Raw genomic sequence first — 17696 nt, 5'->3', positions numbered from 1 at the left:
GATCGCGCGGTTCTGACCCGATCGCGTCACCGGGCGGCGGATTCACCGTCTCTCCTGCATGGGCATCCCTCGTATCGACGACCCGCTCGGCGGCGACCCGCGGTCGTCGGCGCAGCTCGCCCGGCTGCGGGCCGTCCTCTCCGCCGTCGACCCGTCGCGCTCGGCGACGGAACTCCTCCTCCTCGACGCGCCGGGTCCGGTCGGGTTCGTCGCTCTCCGTGTGGTCGACGCCGCCCTCAGGCATCCCGAGGGCGGCGAGTGGCGCCTCTCCACGATCGCGGTCACCGGCCTGGACACCGAACGGATGCGTTTCGTCGCGCCGACCGACGAAGTGTGTCGGACGATGCTGACCGTGCTCGGCGGCGGTGCCGAGCACGCCCGTCGCGTCCCATCCGAGTCCTGCACGGCTGTGCACCTGCTGCTGCGCGATCAGCATGGTCTCGTTCGTCCCCCGGTCGCTCCCGGCGAGGATGCGGGGCGGCGACCCGGTCAGACCCCCGTCCCCGGGCCGCCGCCCTAATCGGGAACGCAGTACTGCCGCCCGGCCATCCGGTCCGGCCTGCCATCCGATTAGTGCACTCACCAACGTACGGGAGTGGACCGGTCTGTCAAGGGGGTCGGACGGGAAGGATTGGCATCGCCCCGAACCGGGAGTAGGCAGGAGGGATGACGACCTCCACCATCCTGTTCGACGTCGACGGCACCCTCGTCGACTCCAACTACCTGCACGTCGACGCCTGGCAACGCGCCTTCGACGCGTCGGGGGTCCAGGTCGACGCGTGGCGCATCCACCGGGCGATCGGCCAGGACTCGGAACGACTCCTGAACAGCCTGGTCGGCGAGCGCGACGACGACTGGGTCGAGCGCGCCAGCGAGCTGCACTCCCGCTTCTACCGAGAGCAGGCCGATCGGCTACGGGCCTTCGAGGCCGCCGGGGCCCTCCTCCGTGCCCTGCGCGAGCGCGGCCTCGCGACGGTGCTCGCGACGTCCGCCCCGGACGACGAGCTCCAGCTCCTCCGAGACACCCTCGCCGCCGATGACGCCGTCACCGCCACGACGTCCGCCGACGACGTCGACGAGGCCAAGCCCGACCCGGGCATCCTGAACGTCGCGCTCGACCGCGTCGGAGCCTCCCCCGAGGACGCCGTCATGGTCGGCGACTCGGTGTGGGACATGCGCGCGGCCGGCCGGGCCGGCATCCGCGCCATCGGGCTGCGGTGCGGCGGCAGCGGAGCCGAGGAGCTCCGGGAGGCCGGGGCATCGCGCGTGTACGACCATCCCGCGGAGCTGCTGCGTCGGGTGGGCGAGTGGGTCTGAGCGTGTGCCCGCTCAGACCGTGATCACGTTGACCCGGTCCTTGCCGGCCTGCTTCGCCGCGTACATCGCTTCGTCGGCAGAGCGGACGATGTCGGAGGTGGACAGCGGCTCCCGGCCGGCGGGGCGGTGGACGGCGACGCCGATGCTGGCGCTGATGGAGCGTTCGTCGGCGATGCCGGTGAGGGGGCGCCGGATCGCCTCGCGGATGCGCTCGGCGATCGCCTCGGCGACCGGTTCGTCGATGCCCTCGCACACGATGAGGAACTCGTCGCCGCCGAACCGGCCGACACTGTCGCCCTGACGGATGCTGCGGCCCAGCCGGGAGGCCACCTCGCGCAGCACGGCGTCGCCCTCGGTGTGGTCGAAGTCGTCGTTGATCGCCTTGAAGCCGTCGAGGTCGACGAAGATCAGAGCGACGGGGGCGTGCTCCTCGGCGGCCCTCGCGAGCGCGTCGGCGAGGGACGAGCGCAGCGCGGCGCGGTTGTCGAGCCCGGTGAGCGGATCGTGCAGGGCGTACGCCTCGAGCTGCGCCTGCAAGCGGATGCGGCGGAGCACCTGGGCGGCCTGGCGGGCGAGCGCCTCGTGCAGGCCGGTCTCCAGGGCGTCGACGCCGCGGGCGCGGCCGTAGAAGCAGGTGACGGCGCCGATCACGGAGTCGCCCTCGACCAGGGGGGTGACCGTGAGCTCGGCGACCCGCGCCTCTTCCAGCGCCTCGGCGAGAGACCGGTCCTGCTCCTCATCGACGCGGAGGACGAGGATGCGGTCCGCGCGGGCCCGCTCGTCCAGGAGTGTGCGGAGGTCGGCGGGTTCTGCGCCGCCGGTGAGCACGAAACCCGCACCCGTCGCCATGTGGACGGCGGCGCCTGTCGCAGCGAAGGCGCTGCGCGCGCTCTCGGCGAGGGTCTCGGCCAGTGCCGCCTCCGTGTCGCTAGTGACGAAGGCGGCCGAGGCCTCCTGCAGCACTCGTGCGCGCGCCTCCGACTCCTCGGCCGAGCGCCGCGCGGAGAGCAGCTGACGCTCCCAGTCCTCGCGGCGGGTGACGTCGAACAGGGCGATGTCGATGCGCTCCGCCGAGCCGTCCGGCCCGGCGACCGCGGTGGCGTTCATCAGGCCCGGGATGCGGGCGCCGTCCGAGGCGATCACGGTCAGCGCGACCTCGTGCACGGCACCGTCGAGCCGCAGTGTCGGCAGCTGGCGGGTCTCATAGAAGATCCGGCTGCCGGGGTCGAGAAGCTCCACGAACGGCGTTCCGACGAGTTCGGCGGCCGGTCGGCCGATCCAGGAGGCGAGGGTCGTGTTGACGCGGGTGATGCGCCCGTCGCCGTCGGCCGTGAGCAGGCCGCAGGGGGCCGCCTCCCAGAGCTCGGGATCGGCGGCGTCCTCGCCCGCCGTCACGCCAGGAACCCCCGTACGGCGTCGATGACCTCTCGCGGGGAGGACAGGTGGGGGCAGTGGCCGGTGGCCTCCAGCTGCACGAAGACGCTGCCCGGGATGCTCTCGTGCACGTACCGCCCGACCTCGACCGGAGCGATGATGTCCTCGGAGCACTGCAGCACGAGCGTCGGCACGCCCACCTTCGCCAGGTCGCGGCGGTTGTCCGACAGGAAGGTGACCTGGGCGAACTGGCGCGCGATCTCGGGATCCGTGCGGCAGAAGCTCTCCGTCAGTTCGTCGCCGAGGGCGGGGGTGCCGGGGTTGCCCATGATCTGCGGGGCGATGGCCGCCGACCAGCCGAGGTAGTTGCGGTCGAGCGCGTCGAGCAGAGCGTCGATGTCCGCCTGGCTGAACCCGCCGCGGTAATCGATGTCGTCGATATAGCGGGGGGAGGGGGAGACGAGCGCGAGCGCGCCGAACAGGTCGGGCCGGCGGGAGGCCGCCAGCACACCGATCATCGCGCTGACCGAATGGCCCACCAGCACCGCGTCGTGCAGATCGAGTGTCTCGGCGATCTCGATGACGTCGTCGGCGTAGCCGTGCAGGGAGTCGTACGTGCCCGCATCGTAGGCGGCGAGGTCCGACGCCCCTGAGCCGACGAGATCGAAGAGGACGACGGGATGCTCGGCCTCGAACGCGGGCGCGACCAGCCGCCACATCTCCTGGCTGCAGCCGAATCCGTGGGCGAAGACCAGTGGACGTCCGGTCGCGGCGCCCCGCACGCGTACGCTGCTGCGGCTCAGGATCCGGGCGGATTCGTCGGTGGTGACGGTCGTCATACGGCTCCTCGATCGGCGGCCCGGCACCCCGGGGCGGGCCCGTCTGTCCTCCCATTATCCGGTGCCGGAGCCGCATGTCGAGGCGGAGTAAGCCGTTGCGAACGCCCCTTACACCCGATCGCCGAATCCGCAACCCCCGTTGACGGGGGAATTCGAATCCGCCAGCCTGGGATGTGATGACCAACGTGACGGATGACGGACGGATCGAGCGGCTCACCGCCGATCTGCCCGAAGCCGTGCGCCGCGAACAGATCATCCCCTACTTCCAGCCGCAGGTCGAGGTGTCGACGGGGCGGGTCGTGGCGGCCGAACTGCTCGGACGCTGGGAGCATCCCGAGTTCGGTTTCGTGCCCCCCGCGGTGTTCATCCCCATCGCCGAGCAGACCAATGCGATCCACGAGCTGGGTCGCCAAATGCTCCATGCCGGCTGCCGGGCCGCGGCGGAGTGGCAGCGCAGCGGGCAGCCTCTCGATGTCGCCGTGAACGTGGCGCCGTCGCAGCTCGCCACGGAGGACTTCTACGAGAGCGTCCGCGCGGAGCTCGCGGACTCCGGGATCGATCCCCATCTCCTCACCCTTGAGGTGACGGAGGAGACGATCATCGCCGACCCGGCACGGGTCGCGGGGCGACTGGACCGACTGCGTGAGATCGGCGTGGTCGTCTCGATCGACGACTTCGGCGCCGGGCATTCGTCACCGCGCCGCGTCATCGACCTGCGCGCCTCGGAACTGAAACTGGACCGCCGGCTGGTGGCTCCCGTCAAGGGCGACCATTCGATCGCGACCGTCGTCGATTTCGCGCGGGAGCGCGGGATGCGCACCGTCGGCGAGGGTGTCGAGACGCGCACGCAGCTCGACCGGCTCCGGGTCGCCGGCTGCGACCGCGCCCAGGGCTACTACATCGCCCGACCTGCGCCGGAGCAGCATTTCGGCGAGTGGCTGCGCGACGCCGCGCGGGCGTGACCCGGAGGCACCCGGTCCGTCAGAGGCTGTCGAGGTCCGCGTCGGTGGGAACGACGGGGGCGTCGTCGGCATCGCCCTCGCCGCCGACGTCGATCTGCGTCCACGTCACCGGCATTCCGGGCGAGAAGAGGATGTCCACACCGGGGCCGCCGCGCAGCGGTGGGATGTTGACGTAGCCGCCGCCCGCCTTGACCGCCTCCAGGATCTTCGTGCGCAACTCGGAGACGGGCTCGGGCAGGAAGTAGTCCTTGCCGTCGACGGTGAGGCGGTTGACGATCATATTCGGGGGGACCTCCGGTGTCGGTGGGGGACGAGCACCTCCGACTGTACCGCGCGCACGCGAAAGCGATACCGGACCGCGGGTATCCTCGTGGAGAGCGCCCCACCCGTCCCGGCGCTCGCGAAAGGTTGATCGTGGGAACCCTGTCGTACAACGGCGAGAGCTTCGAGATCGACGACCGGGTGCTCACGCACCTGCAGATCGTGATCAGCACGAAGCTCCGCCGCGGAGAGAACTTCTTCCTCTCCTGGCCCCTCCCCGTGGAGCGCGGGAGCGGACGCCACGCGATCTGGGTCGACAACGGCGTCCCGATCCACATCTACTACAGCGGCTCGCGCGCCATCAGCATCAACCGCGACTGGATCGAGTCGATGATCGTGGCCGCCGGGCGCGCGTCCGGCCTGGTCATCACGGACGAGAAGTCGGCCACCGGCGAGACCGCCGCCGGATCCTGACCCGCGCTCAGCGCGGCGTGAGCACGAACACCGCCGCGGTGACCGCCCACGCCAGCAGCGTGAACACCGTATCGCGTGCCCGCCAGCGTGACGGCGTGCGCTCGGTGCGCGTGGGGTGGGCGCCGAACGCGCGCGACTCCATGGCCAGCGCCATCCGGTCGGCATGCCGGATGCCCGACGCGAGCAGCGGCACGACCGCGGCGAACGCGCGGCGGAAGGCGGCGATCGGTCCCCGGCCGGGGGCCACCCCCCGGACGCGCTGCGCCTGCCGGATCAGCGTGAGCTCGGCGCCGAAGCGGGGCACGAACCGGTAGGCCGCGACCGCCGTGTATCCGATGCGGTACGGGATGCGCAGGTGCGCCACCAGGGCCCGCGCGAGATCGGGTCCGGTCGTCGTGAGACCGCCGATCAGCGCCAGCACGACGAGCGCGGTGAGCCGCAAGGAGGTCGCGACCCCGACGGCCAGCGCGCCGGCGGTGTAGTCGAACGCCCCGATGGAGAACAGCACGGTCCGGTCGGCCACGCGGGACGGGTCCGTCCAGAACCCGAAGCTGGCCGCCATCACCAGCACGACGATCGGGACGCCGGCGAGCAGCGCCACCACCAGCGACGGGCGCAGGCGCGCACCCGCCAGCAGAAGCAGGATGCCGAGCACGAGCAGCACGAGGGGTGTGAGGACGTCCCGCGTGAACAGCAGCGCGATCCACGCGGGTACGACCGCCGCCACCTTCGAGAGCGGGTTGAGGTGGTGGAGGAAGCGGGCGGCGGGAGGCGCGCCGGTGCCGAAGGGGTCTGCCGACAGGAAGGTCATGCCGTCCCCCCGGGGAGGTCGCGCAGCCGCGTCGCTCCGCGCAGCCCCGCGGGCACGCGCTCGTCCGCCAGGGCGCGGACCAGGGGCGGCTGCCGGAGTCCGGCGCGCTCCAGCAGGTCGGCATCGCTCAGGATGCGCGCCGTCGCCCCGAACGCGGCGATGCGGCCGTCGTCCACGATCGCGACGTGCGAGGCGTACTCGGCGGCGAGACCGAGATCGTGGGTGACGACGACCACCGTCGTCCCTTCCGCGTTCAGAGCGGCCAGGAGCTCCAGCAGCTCCGCCGCACGGGCGCGGTCCTGGCCGAAGGTGGGCTCGTCGAGGACCAGCAGCGGCGCGCCCGCGATGAGTGCGGTCCCGACCGAGAGGCGTCGCTTCTGGCCTCCGGACAGCAGGAAGGGGTGGGCCTCGCGGTGCGGCCCGAGGCCGAGTGTCGTCAGCATCCGATCGACGCGGTCGTCGACCTCCTGCTCGGGGAGACGCCGCTGCCGGAGGCCGAAGGCGAGTTCGTCGACCACGCTATGGGCGACGAACTGGTGCTCGGGGTTCTGGAAGACGAATCCGACCGCCCCCGACAGCTCGGAGACGGAGGCGCGGGAGGGGTCGAGTGCGCCGAGCGCGACCGCCCCGCGCGGCGGCCGCAGAACGCCCGCGATCGCCTGAACCAGCGTGCTCTTGCCCGCGCCGTTGGGCCCGACGACGGCCACGAAGTCGCCGCGGTCGATCCGCAGGGAGACATCGCGCAGCACCTCCCGGCGTCCGCGTCGGAGGGTGAGACGGGAGACGGCGATGGCGGGATCGGAGTCGCCGGTCGCCTCTATCGCCTCGATCTCAGCTGTCTCGGCGGGCCGGCCGACCGGATCGCCGGAGAGCCCGCCGGCGACACTCCCCACCCCCACGGAGAGCTCCTCCGGGGTGAGCGGCAGCGGGTCGAGCACGAACCCAGCCGCGCGCAGACGCAGGGCCGCGAGGGTGGCGGTGGGAAGCCACACGCCGAGGCCTGCCAGCTCCTCCGCCCGATCGCGGAGCACCTCCGCCGCCGGGCCGTGCGCGACCATCCGGCCGGCCGCGTCGAGCACCAGGACGGTGTCGACGATCCCCATCGCGGCGTCGAGGTTGTGCTCCACGAGCACGACGGCGCGGCCGGAACCCTCGCGCGTCAGCTCCCCCAGGAGCCGGTACACCTCGTCGGCGCCGACGGGATCGAGGTTGGCGGTCGGCTCGTCGAGCACGAGGAGCGGAGCGTCGAGCGCCAGCGCGCAGGCGATCGCGAGGCGCTGCTTGCCGCCGCCGGAGAGGGTGTCCGGGTCGTCCGCGCGGCGGTCCCACAGGCCGACCGCCCGGAGCGCGCGCTCGGCGCGTTCCAGCACCTCCGCCGCGGGGACGAGCCGGTTCTCCGGGCCGAAGCAGACCTCGTCGAGCACCGTGCCGGTGACGAGCTGCGCGTCCGGGTCCTGGAACACCATCCCGACGTGCTCGCTGAGCTCGGCCACGCGAGCGTCGGCGGTTGCGACGCCGCTCACGACGACGGTGCCCTCGAGGGTGGCGGACACCGCGTGCGGGACGAGTCCGTTGAGGGCGAGGGCGAGCGTGGACTTGCCGCAGCCGCTCGGGCCGAGCACCAGGAGCACCTCGCCAGAAGCGATCCGGAGGTCAACACCGTCGGGCGTCCACACCTCAGCGCCCTCGTGCCGGATGCGCACCCCGTGCGCCCGCAGGGGCGCCGGCCCCTCCGCCACGGCGGTCAGGCGGCCGTCATCGGCAGCGGGTCGGAGTCGCGGCGGCGCGGCCGCACGATCGGCAGCTGCAGGCCGCGGCCGGCGCCGGTGCGGTCGAGCCCGGCGGCCACGAGCCGACCCAGCCAGGTGAAGAGGATGGGGCTGACGACGAAGAGCCCGATGTGCACGACCTGCACCCACGGCTGGGCCAGGTCGGCGCCCTGCGCGACGAACACGCCGACGCCGAAGATCAGCCCGGCGATGGTGACCGCCGTGTAGAACAGCCACGCCCGCCAATAGCGGTAGAGCGTGATCGCGAACGGCACCTCCTGCAGCAGCCCGATGGATCCGGCCGCCATGACCGCAGCGAAGCCGATCGGCTGGAACGGCACCGACACCAGGCCCGCGATCACGGAGGTGATGAGCGCGACGCCGCCGCGACGCAGGAGCGCCTGGGCGATCACCCCGGGGAGGAAGTACACGCCGATCACCGCGCCGTAGAACATCGGTGCCGCCGCAGCGAGCGTGCCCGAGACATAGGCCGAGATCGAGAAGACGATCCCACCCGCCACGCCGATCGCGGCGCAGGTGAGGAGGAGTCGCGTGCTGGTGTTCTTCATGTCTCCCTCAGCCTAAGAGAGGCAAGCCTAGCCTTACAACACGGACGTCATCCCCGCGGTCCGTCGTGCCGGTCGCGACGTGGGCGCGGGTGTCTGCGCGAGGCGACGACCGGATGCGCGCCGGTGTACCCCTCCCGCTCCTGCGCGATCGCGAGGATGCGCGACCGCTGCGCGTACCACCCGGCGATCAGCAGCGGGACGATGACCACCAGCGAGGCGACCGTGAACGTCCCCGTCGGGTAGTCGAACGCCATCAGCACGAGCACCGCGACCAGGAAGGCGAGCGTCAGATACGCGGTGAAGGGTGCGCCGAACAGCCGCAACGCGGGCCGCTGCAGCTTGCCCTGGAGCGCCCAGCGGCGCAGCTGCATCTGGCAGAGGACGATCATGGCCCAGCTGGTGATGATCCCGAGGGCGGCGACATTGAGCACGATGTCGAACGCCTGCTTCGGCACGACCAGGTTGAGGAAGACGCCGAGCACGCCGATCGCGGCCGTCAGCAGGATGCCGCCGTAGGGCACACCGCGCGCGTTCATGCGCGAGGTGAACACCGGCGCCGCCCCGGACTGCGCCATCGAGTGCAGGATGCGCCCCGTCGAGTACATGCCCGCGTTGAGGCTCGACAGCGCCGCCGTCAGCACGACGAAGTTCATGATCGACCCGACGACCGCGCTCAGCTGCGGACCGCCGAGGTGGCTGAAGAACGTGACGAAGGGGCTCTCGCTCCCGCTGTACGCGCTCGACGGGAGCAGCAGCGCCAACAGCAGGACGGAGCCGCAGTAGAAGACGGCGATGCGGAAGACGACGCTGTTGATCGCGCGCGGCATGATCTTCTCCGGGTTCTCAGTCTCGCCTGCCGCGATGCCCACGAGCTCCACGCCCGCGTACGCGAACACCACGCCCTGCACGAGCACGATCGCCATCCCGATGGTCGCCGCGCCGTGCGGCAGGAACCAGCCGTTCTCGGCCAGCATCGCGAAACCGGTCGGCCCGAGGTCCGTCGGCCATCCCGCCGCCAGCACGACGATGCCGACAAGGAGGAACGCCACCAGCGCGCCCACCTTGATCAGCGCGAACCAGAACTCCATCTCGCCGAACACCTTCACCGAGATCAGGTTGAGGCTCACCACCACGACGAGGGCGATCAAGGCCAGGAGCCACTGCGGGACGACCGTAAAGACGCTCCAGTACTTCACGTACAGCGCGATCGCCGTGGAGTCGACGATCGCGGTCATCGCCCAGTTGAGGAAGTACATCCACCCGGCGACGTAGGCCATCTTCTCGCCGTAGAACTCGCGGGCGTACGACACGAACGACCCCGACGACGGCCGGTGCAGCACGAGCTCGCCGAGCGCCCGGAGCACCAGGAAGGCGAAGAACCCGCAGATCGCGTAGACGAAGACCAGCAGTGGTCCGCCCTGCTCGAGCCGGCCTCCCGCGCCCAGGAAGAGCCCGGTGCCGATCGCGCCGCCGATGGCGATCATCTGCAGCTGCCGCGCCGACAGCCCCTTGTGGTACCCCTCCTGCTCGCTGGCGAAGTCCTGGACCGCCTGGCTGACATCTCCCAGGTGCTCCCGGCGGTTCTCCAGCCCGTCCGCCGGATCGTGCGGTGCGCTCATCGGCTCCCCTCCCTGCTCGGCTATCGACAGTACCCTCCGACGGGGCTCGACTGCGCTGGTCAGTTCTCCCGCGATTTGGACCGAATCGCGGTTTTGGCGTCGGTGGTTTCTGGTGGTGAGTGCAACACCCTTTGTTGATGTGGAGGGTTGGGATGGGGTTGCATTCGTCGTTGGAGACGCGGGTTGAGGCGTTGGGGTTGTTGTTGGCTGGTGCTTCGGCTGTGAGTGTGGCGGTGGTGGTGGGGGTGCCGCGTGGTCGGGTGCAGCGGTGGGCCAGGCTTGCGGGCATGAGGTTTGAGCCGGGGAGTCGTGCTGGTTTGTTGCGTGTCGGGCTGTCGGGTGCGGGTGGCGCGGCGGGGGGTCATGGGCGCAGGTTGTCGTTGGCGGATCGGGCGTTGATCCAGGCAGGGTTGGCGCAGGGGTTCTCGTTGCGCCGGATCGCGGGTCTGGTCGGGGTGGCACCGTCGACGGTGTCGCGGGAGGTTGCCCGTTCCAGGTGGTCGTATCGGGGGCGGTGGCAATATGAGGCGGGGGTGGCGCATCAGGTCGCCGGTCAGCGGCGGGCCCGGCCCAAGCCGCGCAAACTCGATCAGGATCCGTGGTTGCGGGCCGCGGTGGTCGAACAGTTGAACGCCCGGTTCTCCCCGCAGCAGGTCGCGGGTCGGCTGCCGCTGCTGTTCCCGGGGCGAGAGGATATGCGGGTGACGGCTGAGACGATCTACCAGGCCCTCTATGTTCAGGGCAAAGGCGGGTTGCGGCACGAGCTGACCGTGGTCAAAGCGTTGCGGACCGGTCGGGCGGGACGCATCCCGCAGTCGAAACTGCCGCGGCGCAGCAACCGGCCCTGGCTGGACGGTGCCCGGCTCAGCGACCGGCCAGCCCAGGTCACCGACCGCGCCGTCCCGGGACATTGGGAAGGCGACCTCGTCGTCGGACCCGCAGGCTCCGGGATCATCACCCTGGTCGAACGCTCCACCCGGTTCGCCCTCCTGGGCCGGCTGCCCGGAACCCGGGACTCCGCCACGGTCATCGACCGGCTCACCGAGATGATCGGCCACCTGCCGTCCGCACTGTTCTCGACCCTGACCTGGGATCAGGGCACCGAGATGGCAGAACACGCCCGCTTCACTATCGCAACCGGTTGCCCGGTGTTCTTCGCCGACCCTCACTCACCCTGGCAGCGCGGCAGCAACGAGAACCTCAACGGGCTGATCCGAGACTTCTACCCCAAGGGCACCAACTTCAACACCATCCCCGACGCCGACCTCGCCGAAACCCAACGCCTCCTCAACATCCGCCCCCGACAAACCTTGAACTTCCACACCCCAGCCGAGAAACTCGACCAATACCTACAAGGTGTTGCACTCACCAGCTGAAACCGCCGTCGCGTAAGCCGCGCTTTGGTCCGAATGTGCGAGCGTTCAGACCGGGGTGCCGCGGTTCCAGCCCGGCTGCTGCAGAAGGAGGTCGTCGTGTTCGTGCCGGCGGCAGTCCTCCACGAAGGCCAGCGCGGCGCCGTGATCGGCGAGGAATCGGGCGTACTGCTCCGGGCTCAGCCGGTAGTACTCCTCGTAGTCGACGACGCCGTTGCTCACGGGGAGGGAGGCGTAGGGCGTCCCTGAGTCGGCGTCGGTCCCGAGCGAGAACCGGTGCTCGCGGCTCGTGAACATGTCCATCGTCATGACCTTAGCCCCGCACATTCGGCACACATCGCGGGAATGCCGGAGCCTAAGCCGCGATTCGTGCCGAATGTGCGAGCGTCGGGACGCGCTACGCCGCGGCGAGCATGCCGGCCGCAGCGACCGCGAGGGCGAGGCCGATCCACTGGACGGGGGCGATGCGCTCGCGGAGGACGATCGCGGCGAGCAGGATGGTGCCGGCCGGGTAGAGGGCGACGAGCACCGACATCGTCGAGAGGTCGCCGGCGCGCAGGCCGATCAGGATGAGGACGTTGGCCGACGCGTCGAGGGCCCCGCTCGCGGCGGCGAGGCCGGTGCCGCGCCGCGTGAATGCGGCACCTCCCGGCGCCTCCGCCGTCCGGGTGCGAGCGCGCACGACGACCAGGGCCACCACGGTCCACATGATCGCGCCGTTCACCGCGCGGTTCGCGATGAGGGGGACCACCCCCGAGTCGGCGGGCGTCTGGTCGAGCAGGATGAGGAAGGTGCCGATGAAGACCCCGGCGCCCACCGCCATGAGCAGCGCTCTGCCGCTCGGCCGCACGGCGCCGCGCTCGGGCACGAAACCGACGAGCACGACGGCGATCAGGGCGACGCCGAGCGCCACATAGCCGACAGGCGCGAAGCGGTCGCCGCCGATCAGGCCCCAGGTGAGCGGCACGATCGCCGACACCACCGCGGTCAGCGGCGACAGGATGCTCATCGGGCCGATCGCGAGGCACGCGTACAGCAGGAAGACGGCGACCGAGCCGACGATGCCCGACAGAGCGCCCCATCCCACCGCTGCAGGGGTCCAGGCGCCGCCGACCAGGGGGAGGGACAGGAGCAGGAGCGCCAGTCCGCTCAGAGCGCCGACAGCGGTCGCCCGGAGCGCCCCGATACGCCGTGCTGCGACACCGCCGACGAAATCGGCCGAACCGTAGACGAGTGCGCTGAGGAGGCCGAGCGCGACGGCCGGCATCAGCTCCCGGCCAAGCGGTAGACGTGGAGGACGGCGCCGCTGTCGAACCGGTCGAGCCCGGCCAGTTCGAACGTCCACTTGGTGCGGTCGTCCGGGAAGATGCGCTGCCCGCCGCCGAGCAGGACGGGGTAGACGAGGAGGCGCAGCTCATCCACGAGGCCCCAGACGATCAGGGCGCGCACGAGGGTCGGGCTGCCGGCGACCAGGATCGCACCGTCGTCATCGCCGTCGGCCTCCTTCAGCGCGGCGATCGCCGAGCGGACGCTGCCGGACGCCGCGCTGTCGAGCCGCTCCGCGTTCCACGCGAGAGCACCGGGGCGGGAGGTCACGACGGCCTTGCGCAGGCCGTTCATCCGGTCGGCGAACTCGCCCTCCCGCGGCGGCCACGCCTCGGCGAACTGCTCGTAGGTGCGGCGGCCCAGCAGCAGGGAACCGGCTTCGCGCACCTCCTGGAGCTTCGTCGCCTGCAGATCCTCCGACGCGAACGGGAAGGTCCAGCCGGAGTGCGGGTGCGTGCGCTCGCCGCCCGGCGCCTCGACGACGCCGTCGAGCGACAGGAACTCCGTGACGACGAGCCGGCGCATGCGGCGATCGTACCGGAGGGCTGTGGAAAGCGGCGAGAATCCACCGATTCCGTGCGCCGGGTCGACGGTCAGGCGTCGTCGTTACGATCGAGGGATGAGCTGGAACGCCTGGGTGCCGGAAGACCGCGACGCACCGCCGCTGGAGGAGGAGCCGCCGCTGCCCGACTTCGGAGACGACCCGTACGCGGGGGCGCCGTTCGGCGACGCCCCCGCCGGTGCGAACGCTGCGCCTGCCGCCCCGGTCCCGACGGCCGTCGCCGCGCCGCGGTTCGCAACCGCCGTGGAGGCGTTGAAGACGGTCTTCGGCTACGACAGCTTCCGCGGCCAGCAGGCGCAGATCATCGACCAGGTGGTCGGAGGCGGCGACGCGGTCGTCCTGATGCCCACGGGCGGAGGCAAGAGCCTCTGCTACCAGATCCCGTCTCTGGTGCGGGAGGGCACCGGTGTCGTCGTGTCCCCGCTGATCGCGCTCATGCAGGATCAGGTCGACGCGCTCACCGCGGTGGGCGTGCGTGCGGCGTTCCTCAACTCCACGCAGGACGGCCAGCAGCGTGCGGCCGTCGAGCGCGCCTACCTGTCGGGGGAGCTCGACATCCTCTACGTCGCGCCCGAGCGGCTGTCGTCGGAGGCCACCAAGCGCTTCCTCGAGCGCGGCCGCATCGCACTGTTCGCCATCGACGAGGCGCACTGCGTCTCGCAGTGGGGCCACGACTTCCGGCCCGACTACCTCGCGCTCTCCGAGCTGGCCGACCGCTGGCCCGGCGTGCCGCGCATCGCGCTCACCGCCACCGCCACCGAGGCCACGCATCGCGAGATCACGTCGCGGCTCCGGCTCGAGCAGGCGCAGCACTTCGTCGCCGACTTCGACCGCCCCAACATCCAGTACCGCATCGTGCCCAAGGTGGAGGTGCGCAAGCAGCTGCTCGACTTCATCACAGTGGAGCACCCGGGCGAGGCGGGCATCGTCTACGCCCTCTCGCGCAACTCCGTGGAGCGCACGGCCGAGTTCCTCTCGGCACGCGGGCTCACCGCCCTCCCGTATCACGCCGGTCTCGACGCGGGGCTGCGCGCGCGGACCCAGTCGCGCTTCCTCCGCGAGGAGGGCGTGATCGTGGTCGCGACCATCGCCTTCGGCATGGGCATCGACAAGCCGGACGTGCGCTTCGTCGCCCACATCGACCTCCCGAAGTCGGTGGAGGGCTACTACCAGGAGACGGGGCGCGCGGGCCGCGACGGCCTCCCCTCGACGGCCTGGCTCGCCTATGGCCTGCACGACGTCGTGCAGCAGCGCCGGATGATCGACGACTCCCCGGGCGACCTCGCGCACCGCCGCCGGCTCACGCAGCATCTGGACGCCATGCTCGCCTTGTGCGAGACGGTGCAGTGCCGTCGGGTGAACCTGCTCGGCTACTTCGGGCAGCGCTCCGAGCCGTGCGGCAACTGCGACACCTGCCTCACCCCACCCGAGAGCTGGGACGGCACCGTGCCCGCGCAGAAGCTCCTCTCCACCGTCGTGCGGCTCGCCCGCGAGCGCAACCAGCGTTTCGGCGCCGGCCACCTCGTCGACATCGTGCGCGGCAAGCGCACGCCCCGCGTCGAGCAGTACGGCCACGACGCCCTCTCCACCTGGGGCATCGGCGCCGACCTCAGCGAGAGCCAGTGGCGCGGCGTCGTGCGGCAGCTCATCGCCCAGGAGCTCCTCAAGCCGGAGGGCGAGTACGGCGTGCTCGTCCTCACCCCCGACAGTGCGGCCGTGCTGGCCGGGGAGCGTCCCGTCATCCTGCGCCGGGAGCCCGAACGCCCCGAGCGGGCGAGCCGCTCCTCCCGCAGCGCCGCACCCGCCGACGTCTCCGCGGCCGATCTGCCGCTCTTCGAGGCGCTCCGCGCGTGGCGCGCCGGCGAGGCCAAGTCGCAGGGCGTCCCCGCCTACATCGTCTTCGGCGACGCCACCCTGCGCGCCGTCGCCTCCGCCCGCCCCGCCAGCCTCGGTGACCTCGACGGCATCAGCGGGATCGGGGCGAAGAAGCGGGAAGCGTACGGCCAGGCGTTGCTCGACGTGGTGGCTGCCGAGGGGTAGCACCCGACTCCCTGCCGACTCCCACCTGATCCCCTGGTCTCGTCGCGCGGTCGGGCGTACGGTGGCGATTCGCTGGGGCGATCAGGGAATCTTCGGACGCCTCCCAGTGTTGTACCGATGTTCGGGCAGGACACTGTCCGCACAGGCGACGATCTCGAAGGAGGAGACGATGGCACGGATGATCGAGGAGCTCGAGGACGAGACCGGCGCAGTGATCAAGTATCGGCGGCACGCCAACGGCCGGGGGCTGGTCGCTCCGACGGCGCGTGTCGCGGAGTCGGCCTACATCGAGCCGACCGCCTATGTCGAGGCGGAGGCCCGGGTCGGGCTCGACGCCTATGTCGGCGCGGGCAGCTGGGTCGACCGTGGAGCCACCGTCGGCGACCGCACGTTCGTGGGCGCGAATGTCCACATCGGCGCGGGCAGTGTGGTCGGCAGCAACGCGAAGATCGGCAGCAACGCCAAGATCGGCGCGAACGCCATGATCGGCAACGGTGCGCGTATCGAGCGCGATGCCCAGCTGGAGCCGGGAACGGTCCTCGCCGGACGGGAAGGCGTCCACGCGCGGGATGCGCTCCGCGCGGTGCCGCGTCAGGCGCGCCGCGCGGCCTGACCGCCACCCCGCGTCGCCGCAGACGAACGAAGGAGCCGTTCTCCCCACCTGTCGGTGCGGAGAATGGCTCCTTCGCTGTCAGCGGGTGAGTCGTGCCGTCTTCAGCGCGGACCGACGTCAGTCACGCCGCCACTTCTTTGCGCTCGTCGGCCGTACCGACCCTGATCTTGCGCGGCTTCGCGCGTTCGGCCATCGGGATGATGACCGAGAGCACGCCGTGCTCGTAGTTGGCGGTGATCCTCTCGACGTCGACGCCGTCGCCCAGGGTGAACTGCCGCATGTAGGCGCCGAACGGCCGCTCGTGCGCGAGCCACTTGACGTTCTCGCGGGCGGGGGCGAGGCGTTCGGCCCGGATGGTGAGGAGCTGGCCGTCGACGTCGAGGTCGACCGACGAGGGGTCGATGCCCGGGAGGTCGGCGCTCAGGACGTACTGATCGCCCTCACGGAAGAGGTCGACCGGCATCAGGCGAGGCGAGCGGCCGGTGTCGAAGATGCTCGACGCGATGCGGTCGAACTGGCTCACGACATCAAATGGGACAGACATGATCAATCTCCTTTCGCGATGCGAACGAAGGGTCACGAGGGTCCCCGTGACCCGGCACCAGATTAGCACTCTCCCTATGAGAGTGCCAACGGTTTCCTCGCGGGATCCGGGTTCAAGGCGTCGGGAGCGAGAGGCCCAAGCGTGCGCACAGGTCCGCCACCGCCCGCTCCGAGGGGAAGACGGCCAGGCGACCGTCGGGCAGCTGGCAGGCCTTCAAGGCGGGGACGGGCTCGTCCGCGTCGCTCGAACTGCCCTGCGGGCGGAAAGACCCGATACGCCACCCCGCCGCGCACTGGTCCTCCGCGAGCGCGATGCGCTGCTCCAGCGGGGTGGGGGTGGTCGCCTCGAGGTCGCCGGGCTGCCACGCCGAGGTGAAGGACGGCCCGTTGAGGTCGGCGGTCCCGTAGCACTCGACGGTGTCGTTGATCTCGCCCTGGCTCGCCCGGGCGATGGCGATACCGCCGGCGGTCGTGCCGGCGACGAGCACGCCGGCGATACCGATCGCGGCGAGCCGATGGCGGCGTGTGCGGCGGCGATCGTCCGTCGCGATCGTGTCGAGGAGGCGGTCCTTCAGCTCCTCGAATCGCGTGTCGTCCGGGAGCAGACTGCGGTCAGTCATCGGTCCCCCTGAGTGTCTGGAGTTCGGACCGGAGGCGCGTGCGCAGCCGGCTGAGTCGATTGCGCACCGCACCGGCGCTGATCCCGGCGGCCACCGCGGCCTCCTCGTAGCTCGCATACCCCCGGATGCAGAGCTCGAAGATCGTCCGATCCGGCTCGGGCAGTCGCGCGGCGGCGGCCTCGACGAGCGCGAGCAGCTGCGCGCGCTCGGTCATCACGTCCGGCCCGGGAGCGGTGTCCGCAAGCGTGTCGTCGACGGGCGCGTCGGTGCGGCGGCGGGCGGCCGACTGGTTCGCCCGTCGCCGGTTCAGGATGAGGTTGCGGCAGGTCACCAGCAGCCACGGCAGCGCGGACTCGCCGGCGATCGACAGAGCGGACCGCTTGCGCCACAGAGTGACGAAGACGTCCTGACTGATCTCCTCCACGTCGTCGCGGGTGGTGAGACGGGAGGCGGCGTACGCGTAGACGATGCGGCTGTGGCGGTCGTAGAGGCGCGAGAACGCGGCTTTGCTCCCTGCCGCGAGCTCCGCCAGCAGAGCGACGTCCGACACGTCGGACGCTGCCGCGCCCGTGGCGTCGGTCTCGTTGGCGAGATCGCTCATGACTAGGGAATGTGCCTCCTGGG

Annotated in this window: 20 protein-coding genes; 7 read left to right on the top strand and 13 right to left on the bottom strand. The window is 71.2% G+C overall.

Annotated elements, in window-relative coordinates:
• Positions 1-58: 58 nt before the first annotated feature.
• Both IT072_RS17710 and IT072_RS17705 read left to right on the top strand, forming a co-directional pair.
• A complete protein-coding gene (locus IT072_RS17710; RefSeq protein ID WP_223358151.1) occupies positions 59-520 on the top strand; it encodes a hypothetical protein in 462 nt (153 codons plus the stop codon).
• Positions 521-666: 146 nt separating this feature from the next.
• Positions 667-1317 (top strand): HAD family hydrolase, encoded by a 651-nt coding sequence (locus IT072_RS17705; protein WP_223358150.1) that lies wholly within the window; start codon positions 667-669, stop codon positions 1315-1317.
• A gap of 12 nt (positions 1318-1329) precedes the next feature.
• On the opposite strand, the gene IT072_RS17700 is transcribed toward IT072_RS17705, so the two are convergent.
• Positions 1330-2712, bottom strand: a complete 1383-nt coding sequence (locus IT072_RS17700) for a sensor domain-containing diguanylate cyclase (RefSeq protein WP_223358149.1) — start codon at positions 2710-2712, stop codon at positions 1330-1332.
• The gene (locus IT072_RS17695; protein WP_223358148.1) at positions 2709-3530 is read right to left on the bottom strand and encodes an alpha/beta fold hydrolase; all 822 of its coding nucleotides are present in this window, start codon (positions 3528-3530) and stop codon (positions 2709-2711) included. Before IT072_RS17695 ends, IT072_RS17700 begins: the two co-directional genes overlap by 4 nt.
• Positions 3531-3706: 176 nt before the next feature.
• Here IT072_RS17695 and IT072_RS17690 point away from each other — a divergent pair, with 176 nt between their 5' ends.
• Positions 3707-4492, top strand: a complete 786-nt coding sequence (locus IT072_RS17690) for an EAL domain-containing protein (protein WP_223358147.1) — start codon at positions 3707-3709, stop codon at positions 4490-4492.
• A 19-nt stretch (positions 4493-4511) separates the two neighbouring features.
• On the opposite strand, the gene IT072_RS17685 is transcribed toward IT072_RS17690, so the two are convergent.
• On the bottom strand, positions 4512-4772 hold the full coding sequence (locus IT072_RS17685) for a hypothetical protein (RefSeq protein ID WP_223358146.1): 261 nt from the start codon (positions 4770-4772) through the stop codon (positions 4512-4514).
• Positions 4773-4906: 134 nt separating this feature from the next.
• Here IT072_RS17685 and IT072_RS17680 point away from each other — a divergent pair, with 134 nt between their 5' ends.
• Complete coding sequence (locus tag IT072_RS17680; RefSeq protein WP_223358145.1) at positions 4907-5227, top strand: DUF7882 family protein; 321 nt, start codon at positions 4907-4909, stop codon at positions 5225-5227.
• Positions 5228-5234: 7 nt separating this feature from the next.
• On the opposite strand, the gene IT072_RS17675 is transcribed toward IT072_RS17680, so the two are convergent.
• Genes IT072_RS17675 through IT072_RS17660 form a run of 4 tightly spaced genes read right to left on the bottom strand, consistent with a single transcriptional unit; the run spans position 5235 to position 9995 of the window.
• A complete protein-coding gene (locus IT072_RS17675; RefSeq protein ID WP_223358144.1) occupies positions 5235-6038 on the bottom strand; it encodes an energy-coupling factor transporter transmembrane component T family protein in 804 nt (267 codons plus the stop codon).
• On the bottom strand, positions 6035-7777 hold the full coding sequence (locus IT072_RS17670; protein WP_223358143.1) for an ABC transporter ATP-binding protein: 1743 nt from the start codon (positions 7775-7777) through the stop codon (positions 6035-6037). The genes IT072_RS17675 and IT072_RS17670 overlap by 4 nt, the downstream gene beginning before the upstream one ends.
• Positions 7778-7782: 5 nt before the next feature.
• Positions 7783-8376, bottom strand: a complete 594-nt coding sequence (locus tag IT072_RS17665) for an ECF transporter S component (RefSeq protein WP_223358142.1) — start codon at positions 8374-8376, stop codon at positions 7783-7785.
• Between the two features lie 47 nt (positions 8377-8423).
• Complete coding sequence (locus IT072_RS17660; RefSeq protein WP_223358141.1) at positions 8424-9995, bottom strand: amino acid permease; 1572 nt, start codon at positions 9993-9995, stop codon at positions 8424-8426.
• 152 nt (positions 9996-10147) lie between these two features.
• On the opposite strand from IT072_RS17660, the gene IT072_RS17655 reads away from it, so the two are divergent.
• Positions 10148-11371 (top strand): IS30 family transposase, encoded by a 1224-nt coding sequence (locus tag IT072_RS17655; protein ID WP_442786773.1) that lies wholly within the window; start codon positions 10148-10150, stop codon positions 11369-11371.
• Positions 11372-11416: 45 nt separating this feature from the next.
• Here IT072_RS17655 and IT072_RS17650 read toward each other — a convergent pair whose 3' ends face one another.
• The 3 genes from IT072_RS17650 to IT072_RS17640 form a co-directional block, all read right to left on the bottom strand.
• Positions 11417-11671, bottom strand: coding sequence for a hypothetical protein (locus tag IT072_RS17650; protein WP_223358140.1), 255 nt, complete (start codon positions 11669-11671; stop codon positions 11417-11419).
• 94 nt (positions 11672-11765) lie between these two features.
• Positions 11766-12635 (bottom strand): EamA family transporter, encoded by an 870-nt coding sequence (locus IT072_RS17645; RefSeq protein WP_223358139.1) that lies wholly within the window; start codon positions 12633-12635, stop codon positions 11766-11768.
• The gene (locus tag IT072_RS17640) at positions 12635-13219 is read right to left on the bottom strand and encodes a dihydrofolate reductase family protein (RefSeq protein WP_223358138.1); all 585 of its coding nucleotides are present in this window, start codon (positions 13217-13219) and stop codon (positions 12635-12637) included. The genes IT072_RS17645 and IT072_RS17640 overlap by 1 nt, the downstream gene beginning before the upstream one ends.
• Positions 13220-13313: 94 nt before the next feature.
• Here IT072_RS17640 and recQ point away from each other — a divergent pair, with 94 nt between their 5' ends.
• Positions 13314-15296, top strand: coding sequence for a DNA helicase RecQ (recQ, locus tag IT072_RS17635; protein ID WP_223358137.1), 1983 nt, complete (start codon positions 13314-13316; stop codon positions 15294-15296).
• Positions 15297-15465: 169 nt separating this feature from the next.
• A complete protein-coding gene (locus tag IT072_RS17630) occupies positions 15466-15909 on the top strand; it encodes a DapH/DapD/GlmU-related protein (RefSeq protein ID WP_223358136.1) in 444 nt (147 codons plus the stop codon).
• 121 nt (positions 15910-16030) lie between these two features.
• Here the strand turns inward: IT072_RS17630 and IT072_RS17625 are convergent, their stop codons facing one another.
• The 3 genes from IT072_RS17625 to IT072_RS17615 form a co-directional block, all read right to left on the bottom strand.
• Complete coding sequence (locus IT072_RS17625) at positions 16031-16453, bottom strand: Hsp20/alpha crystallin family protein (RefSeq protein ID WP_223358135.1); 423 nt, start codon at positions 16451-16453, stop codon at positions 16031-16033.
• Between the two features lie 112 nt (positions 16454-16565).
• Positions 16566-17072: a hypothetical protein gene (locus tag IT072_RS17620; protein ID WP_223358134.1), complete on the bottom strand. Its 507-nt coding sequence runs from the start codon at positions 17070-17072 to the stop codon at positions 16566-16568.
• Positions 17065-17673 (bottom strand): RNA polymerase sigma factor, encoded by a 609-nt coding sequence (locus tag IT072_RS17615; protein WP_223358133.1) that lies wholly within the window; start codon positions 17671-17673, stop codon positions 17065-17067. The genes IT072_RS17620 and IT072_RS17615 overlap by 8 nt, the downstream gene beginning before the upstream one ends.
• Positions 17674-17696 lie beyond the last annotated feature (23 nt).

The sequence above is a fragment of the Leifsonia sp. ZF2019 genome, from assembly GCF_019924635.1.
Classification (GTDB): Bacteria; Actinomycetota; Actinomycetes; order Actinomycetales; family Microbacteriaceae; genus Leifsonia.
The sequence above is the reverse complement of the archived record's forward strand: the minus strand, read 5'-3'. Positions and strand labels throughout refer to the sequence as shown.